Below are 15,124 nucleotides of genomic sequence, written 5' to 3'. Positions count from 1 at the left end.
CAGCAGGTTCTCGGTGGCGCCGACGGACACCTTGGGGAAGACGATCTCGGCCCCGTGCAGCCCCTTGGGCGCCTTGGCGACGATGTAGCCGCCGGTGATCTCGATCTGCGCACCCATCAGCTCCAGGCCCTTGATGTGCAGGTCGACCGGGCGGGCGCCGATGGCGCAGCCGCCGGGCAGCGACACCTTGGCCTCGCCGCAGCGCGCCACCAGCGGCCCCAGCACCAGCACCGACGCGCGCATCTTGCGCACAAGGTCATAGGGGGCGGTGGTGTTGGTGATGTCCTTCGCCGTGAAATCCACCGCGCGGCCGGCGCACTCGCCGCCCGCGCCGTTCATGTGAATCGCCACGCCGTGCTGGAGCAGCAGGTTGCACAGCGTGTTGATGTCCGCGAGGATCGGCAGGTTGGTGAGCGTCAGCGTGCCGTCGGTGAGCAGGCTGGCGGTCATCAGCGGCAGGGCGGCGTTCTTGGCGCCGCCGACCACGATGCTGCCGCGCAGGGGTTTGCCGCCGCGGATGCGGATCTTGTCCATGATGTCGTGCTTTGCGTGGTGATGCCGGGGTGGCGGATGGGCTCCCTTGGTCCGCGCGGCCGTTACAGCCGCGGCAGCGTCACTCCCTTCTGGCCCATGTACTTGCCGGACTTGTCGGCGTACGAGGTCTCGCAGATCGTGTCCCCCTTCAGGAACAGGAACTGGCAGAGGCCCTCGTTGGCGTAGACCTTGGCCGGCAGGGGCGTCGTGTTTGAAATCTCCAGCGTCACGTGGCCTTCCCACTCGGGCTCCAGCGGTGTCACGTTGACGATCAGGCCGCAGCGCGCGTAGGTGCTCTTGCCCAGGCAGATGACCAGCACGTCGCGCGGCACGCGGAAGTACTCCACCGTCCGCGCCAGCGCGAAGCTGTTGGGCGGGATGATGCAGACGTCCGTCTTGCGGTCGACGAAGCTGTTGTCGGAAAACGCCTTGGGATCGACGATGGCGTTGTCGACGTTGGTGAAGATCTTGAATTCGTCGGCCACGCGCGCGTCGTAGCCGTAGGAGCTGAGGCCGTACGAAATGACGCCGGCGCGTTCCTGGCGGTCGACGAAGGGCTCGATCATGCCCTTGGTCTCGGCCATTTCGCGGATCCAGCTATCCGGCATGATGCCCATCGGCCCCAACTCCCCGTCCAGAATGTCGCCCAGAATGTCGTGAACAACGGTTTCTAGCCGAGCGTGACCGGGGGCACAAGGGAACGAAATGGGATCAATGACCACCCTTTCCTTTGGCTGACCCGCTCCTGTAGCTTGGCAGCCATTCCTGCCTGATCCGGAGACCGGGGCCGTGACGCCCAGCCGCCGCCCCCATCGCCCGCCTTTCGCCGACTGGACCGGCCTGCATCACACCGTTACCCGGCGGCTGCGCGCGAAGAACGAAACGCTTCAGCCGGACCTCGACCCGGAGGTCCGCGCGGCGCTGTGGCGGCGCGGCTTCCTGGCCGACAAGTGGCGGCTGCTGTCCATGGAGACGCGCAGCTTCGACGGTTTCCTCAGCGACGTACAGCGCCACATGGCGCGCAACATCAACGGGCCGCACGGGCTGGTGCTGGACGACAAGTTCGTGCTCTACAAGGCGCTGCAGACGGTCGCCCGCCAGCCGGAGATGCTGGCGGCGCTGTACGACGGCACGGTCACCGTCCTGGCCCAGTCCTGGAACACGCTGCTGGGCGGTGAAATCCCGGCGACGATCTACGCCAAGCCGGCCCAGGGCGCCATGGGGCGCGGACTGATCCGCGCCACCGTCGGCGGCGGCGCCGTCACCGTCGACGGCCAGCGGTTCGGCGGGGACGACTTCCTGGACCGCCTGCGCCGCAGCGGGCACGACTACGTCGTGACGCTCGGCGTCGCCCAGCACCCGGAAATGGCCGCCTTCTGGCCCGGCACCACCAACACGCTGCGCGTGCTGGCCGTGCGGGATCCGCACAACGGCAAACCCTTCGTGGGCGCCGCGGCACTGCGCGTCGGCACACGGGCGTCGGGGGCGATCGACAATTTCTCGCGTGGCGGGCTGTCCTTCCCCGTCGATCCGGCGACCGGTGCGATCGGCCCCGGCGTCCGCCGGCTGAGCAGCGGGCACGTGGAACCGGTCCAGGCGCATCCCGACACCGGCCTGCGCATCGCCGGCCGCACGGTGCCGCTGTGGACGGACGTGCTGGCCTGCACGCTGGGCGCCTTCGTTCACCTGCCCTTCCTGCGCTACGTCGGCTGGGACGTCGCCGTCGGCCCCGACGGGCCGGTCGTCATCGAGGGCAACAGCTACAGCGGCGTCGACGTCTTCCAGGTGCACGGGCCGCTGCTGCACGCCCCGGCCCTGCGCGCCTTCTACGAACACCACGGCATCCTCGCCTACACCGGCCCCGCCGGGTAGCGCTCACCGGTCCACCCGCCGGCTCACCGGCACATAGGTGTACGGCGGCTGGACGTAGTGCAGCACCCCGCCGGTCCTGACGTACGGGTCCAGCAGCCGCGTCAGGTTCAGGCCGATGCCGACGTACAGGTGCTGTTCGCGCAGGTCGGCCGACCTGGAACCGCCATGATCCGCGTAATTGCGCGCGTAGAAGCCGACGTGGAACTCCAGGTGTTTCAGCAGCGGGTCGCGCACCGCATCGAACCCGTCGGCCTTCACGGCGATCAGGTACTTCAGCCGGTCATAGTCGGTGAAGACGTCCGCCTGATAGCCGCCGCGCCGGAACGGGTTGTACTCGACGCGGAAGTCGATCTTGCGGTGGACCTCCGGGTATTGCCACAGCACGTAACCCAACGCCGCCCCCAGCGTGTTGAACAGCATGTCCTGGTAGGAAAAGCCGTAGTCGTCGCTGAAGGCGTCGCCGACCTCCACCAGCCCCATCAGCCCCACGCCCGACAGGGCGCCATAGCGCGCCGCCGCGCTGCGGCTGTACCCCCAGGCCTCGTAGCGGTTGGCGAACAGGTGGCTGAGCGCGTAGGCCGACCACGCGTGGCCCAGCTTGTCGGCCCCGCCCTCGCCGGTATCGCGGCGGAACCACCCCTCGTCCTGGAAACGCGGGCCGGACGCCCCCCAGTCCCACGACCACGCCCCCCAGCCCAGCGCCAGCGTCGCGGCGCCGAGGTTGAGCGCCAGCGCCTTGTCCTCCCGGCTCCAGTCGCCCGCCTTCCAGCTGCCCGGCAGCAGTTCGGCCCGCACACCGGGTGAGATGCCGAACACGGCAAGAAAGAGCAGAGGGAGCACCGGAAGCCGCATGGCAAAGCCCCGTGCCGCGGAATAAAGCACGAAGCCATTGAAACACGGGCCGCCGCCCGCCGGTTCTGGGCAAAAGGATAATCCAACGAACCGGAACCGTAGGTTGGGTTGAGCGTCAGCGAAAACCCAACGCCATCGACGATGCGGACACGTTGGGTTTTCGCCTTCGGCTCAACCCAACCTACATCGTCTCTTGCTCGTCCTTGTCCGCCTTCTCCCGTGCTCTCGCCTGCTCCTTGCGCTTGCGCAAGTTCTCGCGCAGGCGCTCGGCCAGACGGTCCTGGCGATCGTCGCCCTTCTTCGGGGCCGGGGCCTTCGTCTTTTCCGTCATGCCGCGTCCGCCGGCAGCGGGGTGGCCTCCGGCGCCTTCTGCCAATGCCTCTGCCACGCCTGGAACATCAGCACGCACCACAGCCGGTACTGCCAGTTGCGCGTGCCCGACAGGTGCTCGGCCCACAGCCGGCGCGCCTGGGCGGCGTCGAGCAGCCCATCCTCGCGCAGCGCGCGCTCGTCCAGCAAATCCTCGGCCCAATCGCGCAGCGGGCCGCGCAGCCAGGAGTCGATCGGCACGCCGAAGCCCATCTTCGGCCGCTCCACCAGCGCCGGCGGCACGTGGCGGTACAGCACTTGGCGCAGCAGCCACTTGCCCTTGCCGTCGCGGATCTTCTGGTGCCCCGGCAGGCGCCACGCCAGCTCCACCACCCGGTGGTCGAGCAGCGGCACGCGCGCCTCCAGCGCCACGGCCATGCTGGCGCGGTCCACCTTGGCCAGGATGTCGTCCGGCAGGTAGGTGGCGGCGTCCAGGTACTGCATGCGCTCGACGAAGTCGGACAGACCGCGCGCGTCGTCCCACACGGCACCATGCGGCTCGCGCCCGCCCAGCACCAGCGCGTCCGGTTCCTTCCACTGGCTGACGAGGTCGCGGTAGAGGGCGTCCGGCCCGGCGGCGGACAGCACGGCGGCCAGCTTGTGCAGCTTGTCGCCGGGCAGGCGCGGCAGCCCGCGCACCGGCAGCAGGCCGAACAGCGCGTCCCAGCGCCCCGGCGGTACGCGTCGGATCAGACCCGCCGCCGCCCCACGCAGCCCCGCCGGCAGCGGCGCCAGCGTCCGCCAGAGCTTCGAGCCCAGGAAATAGCGGTTGTAGCCGGCGAACAGCTCGTCCCCGCCGTCGCCCGACAGCGCCACGGTGACGGACCGGCGCGTCATCTCCGACACCAGGAAGGTCGGGATCTGCGAGGAATCGGCGAACGGCTCGTCGTACCATTCGGCCAGCTTCGGGATGACGGCCAGCGCGTGGTGCGGCTCGACCGTCAGCTCGGTGTGGTCGGTGCCCAGGTGCGCCGCCACGGCGCGCGCGTCGACCGCCTCGTCGAAGCCGGCCTCCTTGAAGCCGATGGTGAAGCTGCGCACCGGCCGGTCGCTCTGCGCCTGCATCAGCGCCACGACCGTGGAGGAGTCGATGCCGCCCGACAGGAAGGCGCCCAGCGGCACGTCGGCCACCATCTGCCGGCCGACGGCGTCCATCAGCAGCGCTTCCAGCCGGTCGGTGGCGTCCTTGTCCGACAGGTCCAGCCGGTCGGCGATGCCGCCGCGCACCACGGCACCCAGGTCCCAATAGACGGTGCGTTCCGGCTCGGCCGTCCCGCGGAAGGTCAGGATGGTGCCCGGCTCCTGCTTGCGCACGCCCTGGTAGATGCTGTGCGGCGCCGGTACGTAGGCGAAGCGGAAATAGGCCGACAGCGCGTCGCGGTCGATGTCCGCGCGGAAGTCCGGGTGCGCGCGCAGCGCCTTGGGCTGCGATCCGAACAGCAGCGTGCCGTCCATCCGCGCCCAGTACAGCGGCTTGATGCCCAGCTGGTCGCGCACGAGGTGCAGCGCGCGTTCCTGCCGGTCCCACAGCGCGAAGGCGAAGATGCCGATCAGGCGCCGGGCGGTGGCCGCGACGCCCCAGGCCGCGCAGGCCTCGACCAGCACCTCGGTGTCGGAATGGCTGCGGAACGTGTGGCCTTTGGCCTCCAGTTCCGCGCGCAGGTCCTGGAAATTGTAGATCTCGCCGTTGAAGGCGATGACCCAGCGGCCGTCGGCCGATTCCATCGGCTGGCGGCCCAGCGGCGACAGATCGACGATGGCGAGGCGGCGGTGCGCCAGCGCCACGCCGGCCGCCCCGTCCACCCACACGCCGTCGCCGTCGGGCCCGCGGTGGGTGATCGTCGCGTTCATCCGGCGCACGGCCGCCTCCAGCCCGACCGCAGTCCGGCTGGAGGAGGAAGCGACGAAACCGCAGAAGCCGCACACGTTCGGATACCGTACGCTTAGTGGTCGGAGCCGTGCAGGATCGCCTCGCGCAGGCCGGTGTCGTAGCCCATGCCGGCCGGCGTGATCACCGCGCCCTTCTCGTCCTGGCGGACCAGCCCCTTGCGGCCCAGCGCCACCCACACCGCCTGGTTCTGCAGCCCGGTGGCGTCGCGCCCCGCCACCACGTAGTGGCCGAGGTGGAAGTGGTCGCCGTGCGCGTGCGGCAGGCGGGTGACCAGAAAGGCCCCCTCCTCCTCCTCGACCGGGCTGTTCTCCACCCGGGCGATCTCCTGGAGCAGCGTCAGCGTCTTCAGCTGCAGCGCGTTGAGGCCGAGGGGGTTCTTCTTGTTGGGCGCCATGGGATCCGACCCTGTCTTACCGGGAAAAGGCTGGGCAGTAGATCGGCTCGCCGCCCGCGCTGTCAAGCACGGGCGGCATGGCGCCGCCGGGTCGCTGAAGAAGTCCGGCCTTACTTCTTCGACAGCGCCTCGACGATCTTCCAGATGTTGCGGATCTGGCGGGCGTCCTTCTGCCAGTAGTCGGTGCCGTTGTAGCCCCACCAATCCCAGCAGCCGTTCGGGTTGCCGCCGGTCATGCCGGTGGCCGCCGCCTGCGGGTACAGCACGACGATGTTGTTGCGCTCGGCAAAGTCGTTGTAGCCGGCGTCGCGCGCGAACAGGTAGGTGCGCGACGGGTCCTTGCTCTCCTTGTTGATCATGTCCTCGTTCTGGTGGCAGCCGTGCAGCGCGATGTGCAGCGAGCAGGCAGCACCCGTCTTGCACGCCTCCGGAACGTAGACGTAGCCGGTCTTGTGCATCAGCCCCTGCGGGTTGGTGGCGCCGATCACGTTCGTCTGGCTGAAGGCGATCAGGTTGGCCGGATCGGCCGGGCGGTTGGCCTGCGGGGCGGCGGCCTTGGCCGGGTGCAGGAAGCTCAGGATGTCCTGGGCGCCCGGCACGTCGCAGTCGGCGATGTAGGGTGCGCCGGCGAAGCAGTTGCGCCCGTTCGGGCGGCTGTCGGTCGGCATGGTGTGCGGCATGCCGTCCACCGTCACCGCCTTCAGGTTGGCGTCGGCCTTCTGCCCGGCCGGGCAGCCCGCCATCAGCTCGCCGTACAGCGCCTTGGTCGCGTCGCTGACCTTGGCCGGCACGGTGTCGTCCTTGCCGCCGGAGATCAGGTAGACGCGGTCGCCGCACAGGTTGGCCTGCGCGTCGACCTTCTTGCGGTCGAAGGCGTCCTTGGCCAACTCCATCAGACGCGACGTCTCGATCGGCAGCGCGGCGATCGCGCCCAGCGGCATGCCCAGCTTCTCATAGTAGGCGGTGCACAGGCCGACGGCGGTGATCTCGCTGGTCACCGGATAGGCGGGGTTCCCCTTCAGGTAGTCGGCGCAGCGGTACGGCGGGCCGGCGACCATGCCCACGCCCACCAGGTCGGCCGAGCGCGCGATGTGAAGCTGGTGCGCCATGGCGGCACCCGACGAGATGCCGGAGACCGAGACGTCCTTGCGGTCGATCGACAGCGCGATCTTCTTGGCCTTCAGCTCGGCGATCTCCGCCTTGGCCTGCGGCGCGGCGCCAACGACGGCGGCCAGACAGACGGCGGCGAAGGCGACGGGTCGCGCCCATCCATAGTTGTTCATGGCGATAATTTCCCCCGGATTTATCGTGCTGCACTGCGGCATACAGTATCATGGAGGGAATTACCTGTCAGCCAGCAACGCCGTCATTACACGGCACACGGACAATGCGCCGCAACGCGTGCACCGGCAGGCACCCAACGCCAGCCGCACCGCCGTCCCGCGTGCAACGCAGCGTTTGCGCTCTGGCATCGGCGGCGCGGGTCGGGCATAAAACGGCGCGGGTGGGTGGCGCGAGGCCGCCCGGCAGGCCCGGCCCATGATGCTCCGGCTGACGCGCCGGCAAGGATGGATGGACATGACGATTCTGGTCACCGGCGCCGCCGGCTTCATCGGCTCGCACGTCGCCAAGGCGCTGCTGGAGCGCGGCGAGGAAGTGCTCGGCATCGACAACATGAACAGCTACTACGCCATCGCGCTGAAGCAGGCGCGCCTTGCCCGGCTGACCGACAACCAGCACTTCCACTTCATCAAGGGCGACATCGCCGACCGCGCCCTGATCGAGGAGATCGGCGACGCGCTGAAGGAGGTGACGGGGGTCGTCCACCTCGCGGCGCAAGCCGGCGTGCGCTATTCGATCGAGAACCCCTACACCTACGTCGACACCAACGTGATGGGCCAGGTGGTGCTGCTGGAGGCGGCGCGGCGCATGCCGAACCTGCAGCACTTCGTCTACGCCAGCACCTCGTCCGTCTACGGCAACAACACCAAGCTGCCCTTCTCCGTGGACGACCGGGTGGACACGCCCGTCTCCGTCTACGCCGCCAGCAAGAAGGCCGGCGAGATGCTCAGCTACTGCTACGCCCACCTGCACCGCATCCCGGCCACGGGCCTGCGCTTCTTCACGGTGTACGGGCCGTGGGGCCGGCCGGACATGGCCGCCTACCTGTTCACCGACGCCATCGTGCACGGCCGGCCGATCCGCGTGTTCAACGGCGGCAACATGCGGCGCGACTTCACCTATGTGGACGACATCGTGGCCGGTGTGCTGGCGGCGCTGGACCGCCCGGCGCCGCCCGACGAATCGGGCGTGCGGCACCGCGTCTTCAACCTGGGCAACAACAACACCGAAGAGTTGATGCGCTACATCGCCATCATCGAGGAGGCGCTGGGTCAGAAGGCGGTGATGCAGATGGAGCCGATGCAGCCCGGCGACGTGCCCGCCACCTACGCCGACATCGAGGCCAGCCGCCGCGAACTGGGCTTCGAACCGAAGACCCCGATCGAGATCGGCCTGCCCCGCTTCGTGCAGTGGTACAAGGAGTACCATGGCCTCGTCTGAGTCCGGGCGCCCACGGCTCCTCTACCTCGTCACCGAGGACTGGTATTTCTGGTCGCACCGCCTGCCCATGGCGCGGGCGGCGCGCGACGCCGGCTTCGACGTCGCCGTGGCCACCCGCGTCGACAAGCACGCCGACCGCATCGCCGCCGAGGGCTTCCGCGTCCTGCCGCTGACGTGGCGCCGCCGCAGCGTCCATCCCGGCGAGGCGCTGTCCGCCGTGGCCGAGATCGCATCCCTCTACCGCCGCGAACGGCCGGACGTGGTGCACCACGTGTCGCTGAAACCGGTGGTGCTGGGCGGGCTGGCCGCCATGGCGGCGGGCGTGCCGGCGGTGGTCAACGCGCTGACCGGCCTGGGCTCCGCCTTCCTCGGCAAGGGTGGGCTGAAGTCCAGGATCGCCGGCACCGTGGCGCGCACGGCGTTGCGCACCATCCTCAAGCGCCGCAACAGCCTGCTGGTGCTGCAGAACACCGACGACCGCGACCACCTCGTGCGCCTCGGCCTCGTGCCGCCGGACCGCGTGTGGGTGATCCGCGGCTCCGGCGTCGACACCGGCCACTTCGCCGTCCTGCCGGAGCCGCCGCCGCCCGTCGTCGCCGGCTACGTCGGCCGCCTCCTGGAGGACAAGGGCGTGCGCCCGCTGGTGGAGGCCCACCAGATCCTCCGCGCGCAGGGGCTCGACGTCCGCCTGCTGCTGGCCGGCACGCCGGACCCGGAGAACCCCACCTCCATCCAGCCGGCCGAGCTGGAACGATGGAAGGCCCTGCCCGGCGTCGAACTGGCCGGCCACGTCACGGACGTGCGCACCGTGTGGACGCGCGCCCACATCGCCGTGCTGCCGTCCCGGCGCGAGGGCCTGCCCAAGAGCCTGCTGGAAGCCGCCAGCTGCGGCCGCGCCATCGTCGCCACCGACGTGCCCGGCTGCCGCGAGGTGGCGCGTGCCGGCGAGAACGCCCTGCTGGTCCCGGTGGACGACGCCCCGGCGCTGGCCGAAGCGATCGGCACGCTGGCGCGCGACGCCGTCCTGCGCCACCGCTTCGCCGCCGCCGGCCGCCGTCTCGTGGAAAGCGACATGGCCGCCGACGCGGTGGGTGCGAAGACGGTGGAGCTGTACCGCACCCTGCTGGCCTCCGCCCGCCCCGGCGCCACCCCCCTGCCGCAGCCGAGGACGCCATGACCGCAGCTCTCGTCCTCGCCCTCACGGTGATCGCGTCCTGGCTGCTGGTCGGCCGCGTGCTGGCCTACCTGCGGCACCGCGCCATCCTCGACCACCCGAACGACCGCTCCAGCCACACCATCCCCACCCCGCGCGGCGGCGGCTGGGGCGTGATGCTGACCGTGCTGCCGGCCTGGGCGCTGGTCGGCGTCTGGACCGGCAACCCGGTGCAGGTGGTGCCGGTGCTGGCCGCCGCGGCGGCGCTGATGGCCATCTCCTGGATCGACGACCGCCGCGGCCTGGGTGCCGGCCCGCGTTTCCTGACGCAGGTCGCCGCCGTCGCCGTCGGGCTGGCCGCCCTGCCCGCCGACCAGCCGGTTCTGCAGGGCTGGCTGCCGCTGTGGCTCGACCGCGCCTTGGCCGGCTTCGCCTGGCTGTGGTTCGTCAACCTGTTCAACTTCATGGACGGCATCGACGGTCTGGCCGGCAGCGAGGCCGCCACCGTCGGCGGCGGGCTGGCGCTGGTGGCGGCGCTCGCCGGGCTCGACCCGGCGCTCGGCCTGTACGGGCTGGCGGTTGCCGGTGCGGCGCTGGGCTTCCTGGGCTGGAACTGGCACCCGGCCAAGGTCTTCATGGGCGACGTCGGCAGCGTGCCGCTGGGCTACCTGCTGGGCTGGCTGCTGCTCGGCGTTGCGGCGCACGGCTATTGGGCGGCGGCGCTGCTGGTGCCGCTGTACTTCCTGGCCGACGCCACCATCACCCTGCTGCGCCGGGCATCCGAGGGCAAGAAGGTCTGGCAGGCCCACCGCGAGCACTTCTACCAGAAGGCCACGCAGCGCGGCCGCACCCACGCCCAGGTCGTCCTCGCCGTGCTCGCCGCCAACGCCGCCCTGGTGGCGCTGGCCGCGGCGTCGCTGGAGGTTGGCTGGGCGACGGTGCCGGCGGGTGCCGCGGTCGTGCTGCTGCTGCTGGCGAACCTCGCGCGGGCGAAGCGGGTGGCGGCGTGAGGAACGCTTTGCCCCCTCCCGCCCTCCGCTGGCGCTCCGGGCACCCTCCCCCTCTTCGAGGTGGAGGGTTTTGCTCGAAGCGGCGGCAGTCCCCTCCACCTCGAAGAGGGGGAGGGTTAGGGAGGGGGCAAGACCTTCGCTCCCCCACCCACTCCCCAAGGGTCCGCTAGATGCGCGTCCTTGTCACCGGCGCCACCGGCTTCGTCGGCCGCACCCTGGTCCCGCTGCTCCTTGACCGCGGCCACACCGTCCGCGCCGCCGTCCGCCGCCCGGACGCGGCAGTTCCCGGCGCGGAAGCCGTCGCCGTCGGCGACATCGGCCCGGACACCGACTGGGCGAAAGCGCTGGACGGCGTCGACGCCGTCGTCCACCTCGCCGCGCGCGTGCACGTGATGCAGGACACGGCCGCCGACCCGCTGGCCGCGTTCCGCGCCGTCAACACCACCGGCACCCGCCGCCTCGCCGAAGCGGCGGCGGCACGCGGCGTGAAGCGCTTCGTCTATCTCAGCTCCATCAAGGCCGTCACCGACGAGAGCCGGCCGGAGCCCATCGGCGACTCCACCCCGCCCGACCCGCACTCCCCCTACGGCGTCTCCAAGCGGGAAGCCGAACAGGCGCTGGCCGGGATAGCCGGGCTCGAACCCGTCATCCTGCGCCCGCCGCTGGTCTACGGCCCCGGCGTCGCCGGCAACCTGCGCACGCTGCTTAGGCTGTGCGCCCGGCGCGTCCCGCTGCCGCTGGCCTCCGTGCGCAACCGCCGCAGCCTGATCCACGTCGGCAACCTCGCCGACGCCATCGCCCTCTGCCTCGTCCATCCCGCCGCCCCCGGCCGCACCTTCGTGCTGAGCGACGGCGCCGCACTCTCCACCGCGGACCTGATCCGCGCCTTCAGCGCCGGCCTGGGCGTGGCGCCGCGCCTGTTCCCCTGTCCGCCGGCGCTGCTGAAGCTGGGCGCCACGCTCGCCGGGCGCATGGCGGCGTACGACCGGGTCGCCGGCTCGCTGGAGCTGGACGACCGTGGCATCCGGGAAACGCTGGGCTGGTCGCCGCCCTGCCCGCCCGCGTCCGGCTTGCGCGCCACCGCCGAATGGTTCAAAGCTGGCGCCGTCCAGTAGCACGCAGGGTTGTTTCTGATGCGCATCCCGTCCCCACGGGCCTTTCTCGTCTACGCCCACGATCTGGTGATGACCGGCGTGGCCTTCGTGGTGGCGCTGTACCTGCGCGTCGGCATGCTGGCGTTCGACCAGTACGCCACTGTGCTGACGCTGGGCGCGCCGATCATGGTGGCGATCGCGGCGGTGGTGTTCCGCCAGCTCGGCCTGTACCGCGGCATCTGGCGCTACGCCTCCATCCCCGATCTGGCCCAGCTGATCCGCGCCGTCACGGTGGCGGTGCTGATCTTCGTGCTGGCGATGTTCCTGCTGACGCGGCTGGACGCGCTGCCCCGCTCCATGCCGCTCATCCTATGGTTCGTGCTGCTGGTGCTGCTGGGCGGCCCGCGCTTCGCCTACCGCCTGCTGAAGGACCGCCGGCTGGGGCTGGAGGACGCGGCGTCCGCCCCGCAGATCCCCGTGCTGCTGCTGGGCGTGGGCGACGCGGCGGAGCTGTTCATCCGCTCGCAGACCAACAACCACTCCATGTACCGCGTCGTCGGCCTGCTGGACGACAAGAACCGCCGCATCGGCCAGTCGGTGCGCGGCGTCCCCGTCCTCGGCGCGCCCGAGGACATGGCCGAGGTGGTGCGCCGCCTGGAACGGCGCGGCGAGCGTCCGCAGCGCCTGATCCTGACCAAGGAGCAGACGGAGCTGGCCGGCGCCCCCGTGCGCGACCTGCTGGACCAGGCGGAGCAGCTTGGCCTCACCCTGTCCCGCCTGCCCAGCCTGACCGAATTCAAGTCGGCGCTGGACGAAGGCAAGATCGAGGTGCGCCCGATCGCCATCGAGGACCTGCTGGGCCGCCCGCAGGCCGTGCTGAACAGCGGCGCCATCACCGGCCTCGTCACCGGCCGGCGCGTGCTGGTCACCGGGGCCGGCGGCACCATCGGCAGCGAACTGGTCCGCCAGATCGCCGCGCTGGCCCCCGAATCGCTGGTCCTGGTCGATGCCGGGGAGTTCAACCTCTACACCATCGACCTGGAGATTCGCGGGCGCTACCCGTCGCTGGCCCTGCACACGGTGCTGGCCGACGTGCGCGACCGCGACCGCGTGCAGCGCCTGTTCCAGCAGCACCGCCCGGCCCTGGTCTTCCACGCCGCCGCGCTGAAGCACGTGCCGCTGGTCGAGATGAACCCGCCGGAAGGGGCGCTCACCAACGTCATCGGCACCCGCAACGTGGCCGACGCGGCGCGGGCCAGCGGCAGCCTCGCCATGGTGCTGATCTCCACCGACAAGGCGATCCGCCCGACCAGCGCCATGGGCGCCACCAAGCGCTTCGCCGAGTGCTATTGCCAGGCGCTCGACCTGCTGCCGCCGGCCACGCCCGGCGAATCGCCGACCCGCTTCATGACCGTGCGCTTCGGCAACGTGCTGGGCTCCTCCGGCTCCGTGGTGCCGCTGTTCCAGCGCCAGCTCGCCAAAGGCGGGCCGCTGACCGTCACGCACCCGGACATGCGCCGCTACTTCATGACCGTGCGCGAGGCGGTGGAGCTGGTGCTCCAGGCGTCCGCCCACGGCGTGGACCGCGCCGACGAGCGCGGCAAGGTGCTGGTGCTGGACATGGGCGAGCCGGTGAAGATCGTCGACCTCGCCCGCCAGATGATCCGCCTCGCCGGCTTCCGGCCGGAGGTGGACATCCGCATCGAGTTCACCGGCCTGCGCCCCGGCGAGAAGCTGTTCGAGGAGATCCTCTCGGCGGCCGAGGCGCCGACGCGCACGGAGGCCGACGGCGTCTTCCTGGCGTCGCCCGGCGTCATCGACTACGCCCTCATCAACCGCGCCGCCGCCGAGCTGGAAGCCGCCGCCCGCGCCGGCGACGAGGAGCGCGTGCTGGCCCAGCTCGCCACCATCGTGCCCGGATACCGCACCGAGGAAGGCGCGGGCGCCGACGAGGTGCCGGCCGGCGCGCGGGGCTGACCGGAGAGAACACGTTCCTATCATAAAGGGCTTGCGCGGTCGAAAACCTTATCGTATAAACCGCGCCACCCCAGCGGACGGGCTGCCGTAGCTCAGTGGTAGAGCACTCCCTTGGTAAGGGAGAGGTCGAGAGTTCAATCCTCTCTGGCAGCACCATTCCCCTCCCAAGAAAACATTCCCACAGTTCCACCTGCACGCGCGATGCTGTAGGTTGGGTTGAGCGTCAGCGAAAACCCAACGTTCCGCGGTGCCAAACGCTGTTGGGTTTTCGCTGACGCTCAACCCAACCTACGAATCCCCAGGGCCATGAGCGACTTCAAGATCGGCGACAAGGTCACGATCCACACCAGCCAGGGCGGGCCGCAGAGCCTCGCCACGGTCACCCGCTTCCTCGCCAACGGCAAGGGCATGGAGCTGTCGGACGGCAGCCAGTGGCGCGCCGACGGCAAGCGCCAGTTCCACTACAAGGGCGGCTTCTACAAGGGCCCCTGGGTCGAACCCTTCAGCCCCGGCGACGACGACCACGTCGCCAAGCGCCGCCACATCGGCCGGCTGCACAAGTGGGCGCGCGAGCTGACGCTCGAATCGCCCCTGGGCGGCCCGGCGCTGAAGCGCATCCTCGACCTGATCGAGGCCGAGACCAAGGCGGCGACCAAAGAGGCGGAATAGCCATGGCGCGGGCGCAGTTCCGCACCTACAAGGTGCACTTCGCGCGCATCACCTCCGGCCTGCGCGGCCGGTCGGAGCGCGACGTGATGATCGACCGCCTGAAGCGCTTCGTCTCCGACAACGGCATGGCCGGCGAACTGGACCGCATCATCCCGCACGGTGCTTTCGGCATCGTCGAGATCCGCTGCACGGACAAGCTGGCCTCCCGCCTGTCCGACATGCCGGAGGTGGAGACGGTGCTGGAGGCGTGAGCCCGGCATTTTTTTTCGGGAACTTGTCCCCCGCTCCGGTGACCAAGGGCACGTCACCAACCGTGGGAGCGACCATGTCCATCACCCGCAAGGCCCTGATTCCGGCCCTCGGCCTCGCCGCCGGCCTGCTATGCGCCGCCGCCCCGGCCGCCGCCGATTCGATGACTTGCAGCCCGATGACGCTCAACATGCGCTGCAGCATCACCTACACCGGTTCGCCAAAGATCGGCACCTTGCGGGTGGAATCGGCCACCAACCTGAAGCTGAGCGTGCAGCACTCGATCAGGTACGGCCGCTGCGACTCTCCCGTCACCACGAGTTCCGTCACGACGCCGCTGGCGCCCAAGGGCGCCTTCCTGGTCTCGCTGCCCCCCGCCAACGGCACCAGCGCCACCCTGACCGCGTGCGCCAGCGTCACCTTCTACTGCGCCGACGAGACGAACGGCGGCGTCGCCCAGTGCATGGACGTCCTGCGGGTGACCGCGTACTGACGCCG

At 70.4% G+C, this 15,124-nt stretch carries 15 protein-coding genes, 1 tRNA gene and 1 pseudogene; 10 read left to right on the top strand and 7 right to left on the bottom strand.

Translation table 11 applies throughout. The features are described from left to right. Both VED21_RS03105 and dcd read right to left on the bottom strand, forming a co-directional pair. A pseudogene (locus tag VED21_RS03105) lies at positions 1-534 on the bottom strand (UDP-N-acetylglucosamine 1-carboxyvinyltransferase); the annotation flags it as partial. 62 nt (positions 535-596) lie between these two features. Further along, the gene (dcd, locus tag VED21_RS03100; protein WP_324880844.1) at positions 597-1,151 is read right to left on the bottom strand and encodes a dCTP deaminase; all 555 of its coding nucleotides are present in this window, start codon (positions 1,149-1,151) and stop codon (positions 597-599) included. 172 nt (positions 1,152-1,323) lie between these two features. Between dcd and VED21_RS03095 the strand changes: the two genes are divergently transcribed. Further along, a complete protein-coding gene (locus VED21_RS03095) occupies positions 1,324-2,406 on the top strand; it encodes a sugar-transfer associated ATP-grasp domain-containing protein (RefSeq protein ID WP_324880843.1) in 1,083 nt (360 codons plus the stop codon). Between the two features lie 3 nt (positions 2,407-2,409). Here VED21_RS03095 and VED21_RS03090 read toward each other — a convergent pair whose 3' ends face one another. The 5 genes from VED21_RS03090 to VED21_RS03070 all read right to left on the bottom strand — a co-directional run bounded on the left by VED21_RS03090 (position 2,410) and on the right by VED21_RS03070 (position 7,195). After that, complete coding sequence (locus VED21_RS03090; RefSeq protein WP_324880842.1) at positions 2,410-3,258, bottom strand: DUF2279 domain-containing protein; 849 nt, start codon at positions 3,256-3,258, stop codon at positions 2,410-2,412. Positions 3,259-3,439: 181 nt separating this feature from the next. Then, positions 3,440-3,589 (bottom strand): hypothetical protein, encoded by a 150-nt coding sequence (locus VED21_RS03085; RefSeq protein ID WP_324880841.1) that lies wholly within the window; start codon positions 3,587-3,589, stop codon positions 3,440-3,442. After that, positions 3,586-5,553, bottom strand: coding sequence for an asparagine synthase (glutamine-hydrolyzing) (asnB, locus tag VED21_RS03080; protein WP_324880840.1), 1,968 nt, complete (start codon positions 5,551-5,553; stop codon positions 3,586-3,588). Before asnB ends, VED21_RS03085 begins: the two co-directional genes overlap by 4 nt. Positions 5,554-5,570: 17 nt before the next feature. Beyond that, complete coding sequence (locus VED21_RS03075; protein WP_324880839.1) at positions 5,571-5,912, bottom strand: hypothetical protein; 342 nt, start codon at positions 5,910-5,912, stop codon at positions 5,571-5,573. Between the two features lie 110 nt (positions 5,913-6,022). Further along, positions 6,023-7,195 (bottom strand): hypothetical protein, encoded by a 1,173-nt coding sequence (locus VED21_RS03070; protein ID WP_324880838.1) that lies wholly within the window; start codon positions 7,193-7,195, stop codon positions 6,023-6,025. 295 nt (positions 7,196-7,490) lie between these two features. Between VED21_RS03070 and VED21_RS03065 the strand changes: the two genes are divergently transcribed. The 9 genes from VED21_RS03065 (at position 7,491) to VED21_RS03025 (ending at position 15,119) form a co-directional block, all read left to right on the top strand. Next, the gene (locus VED21_RS03065; RefSeq protein ID WP_324880837.1) at positions 7,491-8,474 is read left to right on the top strand and encodes an SDR family NAD(P)-dependent oxidoreductase; all 984 of its coding nucleotides are present in this window, start codon (positions 7,491-7,493) and stop codon (positions 8,472-8,474) included. Further along, a complete protein-coding gene (locus tag VED21_RS03060) occupies positions 8,461-9,651 on the top strand; it encodes a glycosyltransferase family 4 protein (protein ID WP_324880836.1) in 1,191 nt (396 codons plus the stop codon). The genes VED21_RS03065 and VED21_RS03060 overlap by 14 nt, the downstream gene beginning before the upstream one ends. Further along, positions 9,648-10,637, top strand: coding sequence for a glycosyltransferase family 4 protein (locus tag VED21_RS03055; RefSeq protein WP_324880835.1), 990 nt, complete (start codon positions 9,648-9,650; stop codon positions 10,635-10,637). Before VED21_RS03060 ends, VED21_RS03055 begins: the two co-directional genes overlap by 4 nt. Before the next feature lie 170 nt (positions 10,638-10,807). Continuing rightward, on the top strand, positions 10,808-11,752 hold the full coding sequence (locus VED21_RS03050; protein ID WP_324880834.1) for an NAD-dependent epimerase/dehydratase family protein: 945 nt from the start codon (positions 10,808-10,810) through the stop codon (positions 11,750-11,752). A gap of 18 nt (positions 11,753-11,770) precedes the next feature. After that, positions 11,771-13,708, top strand: a complete 1,938-nt coding sequence (locus tag VED21_RS03045; protein ID WP_324880833.1) for a nucleoside-diphosphate sugar epimerase/dehydratase — start codon at positions 11,771-11,773, stop codon at positions 13,706-13,708. A gap of 81 nt (positions 13,709-13,789) precedes the next feature. Further along, positions 13,790-13,864: transfer RNA gene (locus tag VED21_RS03040), tRNA-Thr, on the top strand. A gap of 150 nt (positions 13,865-14,014) precedes the next feature. Next, positions 14,015-14,377, top strand: a complete 363-nt coding sequence (locus VED21_RS03035; protein ID WP_324880832.1) for a hypothetical protein — start codon at positions 14,015-14,017, stop codon at positions 14,375-14,377. 2 nt (positions 14,378-14,379) lie between these two features. Further along, complete coding sequence (locus VED21_RS03030) at positions 14,380-14,628, top strand: hypothetical protein (RefSeq protein ID WP_324880831.1); 249 nt, start codon at positions 14,380-14,382, stop codon at positions 14,626-14,628. Positions 14,629-14,702: 74 nt separating this feature from the next. Then, the gene (locus tag VED21_RS03025) at positions 14,703-15,119 is read left to right on the top strand and encodes a hypothetical protein (protein WP_324880830.1); all 417 of its coding nucleotides are present in this window, start codon (positions 14,703-14,705) and stop codon (positions 15,117-15,119) included. Positions 15,120-15,124: the final 5 nt, after the last annotated feature.

The organism is Azospirillum sp. (genome assembly GCF_035627195.1).
Taxonomy (GTDB): domain Bacteria; phylum Pseudomonadota; class Alphaproteobacteria; order Azospirillales; family Azospirillaceae; genus Azospirillum.
The sequence above is the reverse complement of the archived record's forward strand: the minus strand, read 5'-3'. Positions and strand labels throughout refer to the sequence as shown.

Bases quoted from the DNA above. Each gene is read 5' to 3' on its own strand.
- VED21_RS03085 (WP_324880841.1), bottom strand. From the start codon at position 3,589: ATGACGGAAAAGACGAAGGCCCCGGCCCCGAAGAAGGGCGACGATCGC.
- VED21_RS03030 (WP_324880831.1), top strand. From the start codon at position 14,380: ATGGCGCGGGCGCAGTTCCGCACCTACAAGGTGCACTTCGCGCGCATC.
- VED21_RS03055 (WP_324880835.1), top strand. From the start codon at position 9,648: ATGACCGCAGCTCTCGTCCTCGCCCTCACGGTGATCGCGTCCTGGCTG.
- VED21_RS03025 (WP_324880830.1), top strand. From the start codon at position 14,703: ATGTCCATCACCCGCAAGGCCCTGATTCCGGCCCTCGGCCTCGCCGCC.
- VED21_RS03035 (WP_324880832.1), top strand. From the start codon at position 14,015: ATGAGCGACTTCAAGATCGGCGACAAGGTCACGATCCACACCAGCCAG.
- VED21_RS03070 (WP_324880838.1), bottom strand. From the start codon at position 7,195: ATGAACAACTATGGATGGGCGCGACCCGTCGCCTTCGCCGCCGTCTGT.
- VED21_RS03075 (WP_324880839.1), bottom strand. From the start codon at position 5,912: ATGGCGCCCAACAAGAAGAACCCCCTCGGCCTCAACGCGCTGCAGCTG.
- VED21_RS03045 (WP_324880833.1), top strand. From the start codon at position 11,771: ATGCGCATCCCGTCCCCACGGGCCTTTCTCGTCTACGCCCACGATCTG.
- VED21_RS03050 (WP_324880834.1), top strand. From the start codon at position 10,808: ATGCGCGTCCTTGTCACCGGCGCCACCGGCTTCGTCGGCCGCACCCTG.
- dcd (WP_324880844.1), bottom strand. From the start codon at position 1,151: ATGGGCATCATGCCGGATAGCTGGATCCGCGAAATGGCCGAGACCAAG.
- VED21_RS03090 (WP_324880842.1), bottom strand. From the start codon at position 3,258: ATGCGGCTTCCGGTGCTCCCTCTGCTCTTTCTTGCCGTGTTCGGCATC.
- VED21_RS03060 (WP_324880836.1), top strand. From the start codon at position 8,461: ATGGCCTCGTCTGAGTCCGGGCGCCCACGGCTCCTCTACCTCGTCACC.
- VED21_RS03065 (WP_324880837.1), top strand. From the start codon at position 7,491: ATGACGATTCTGGTCACCGGCGCCGCCGGCTTCATCGGCTCGCACGTC.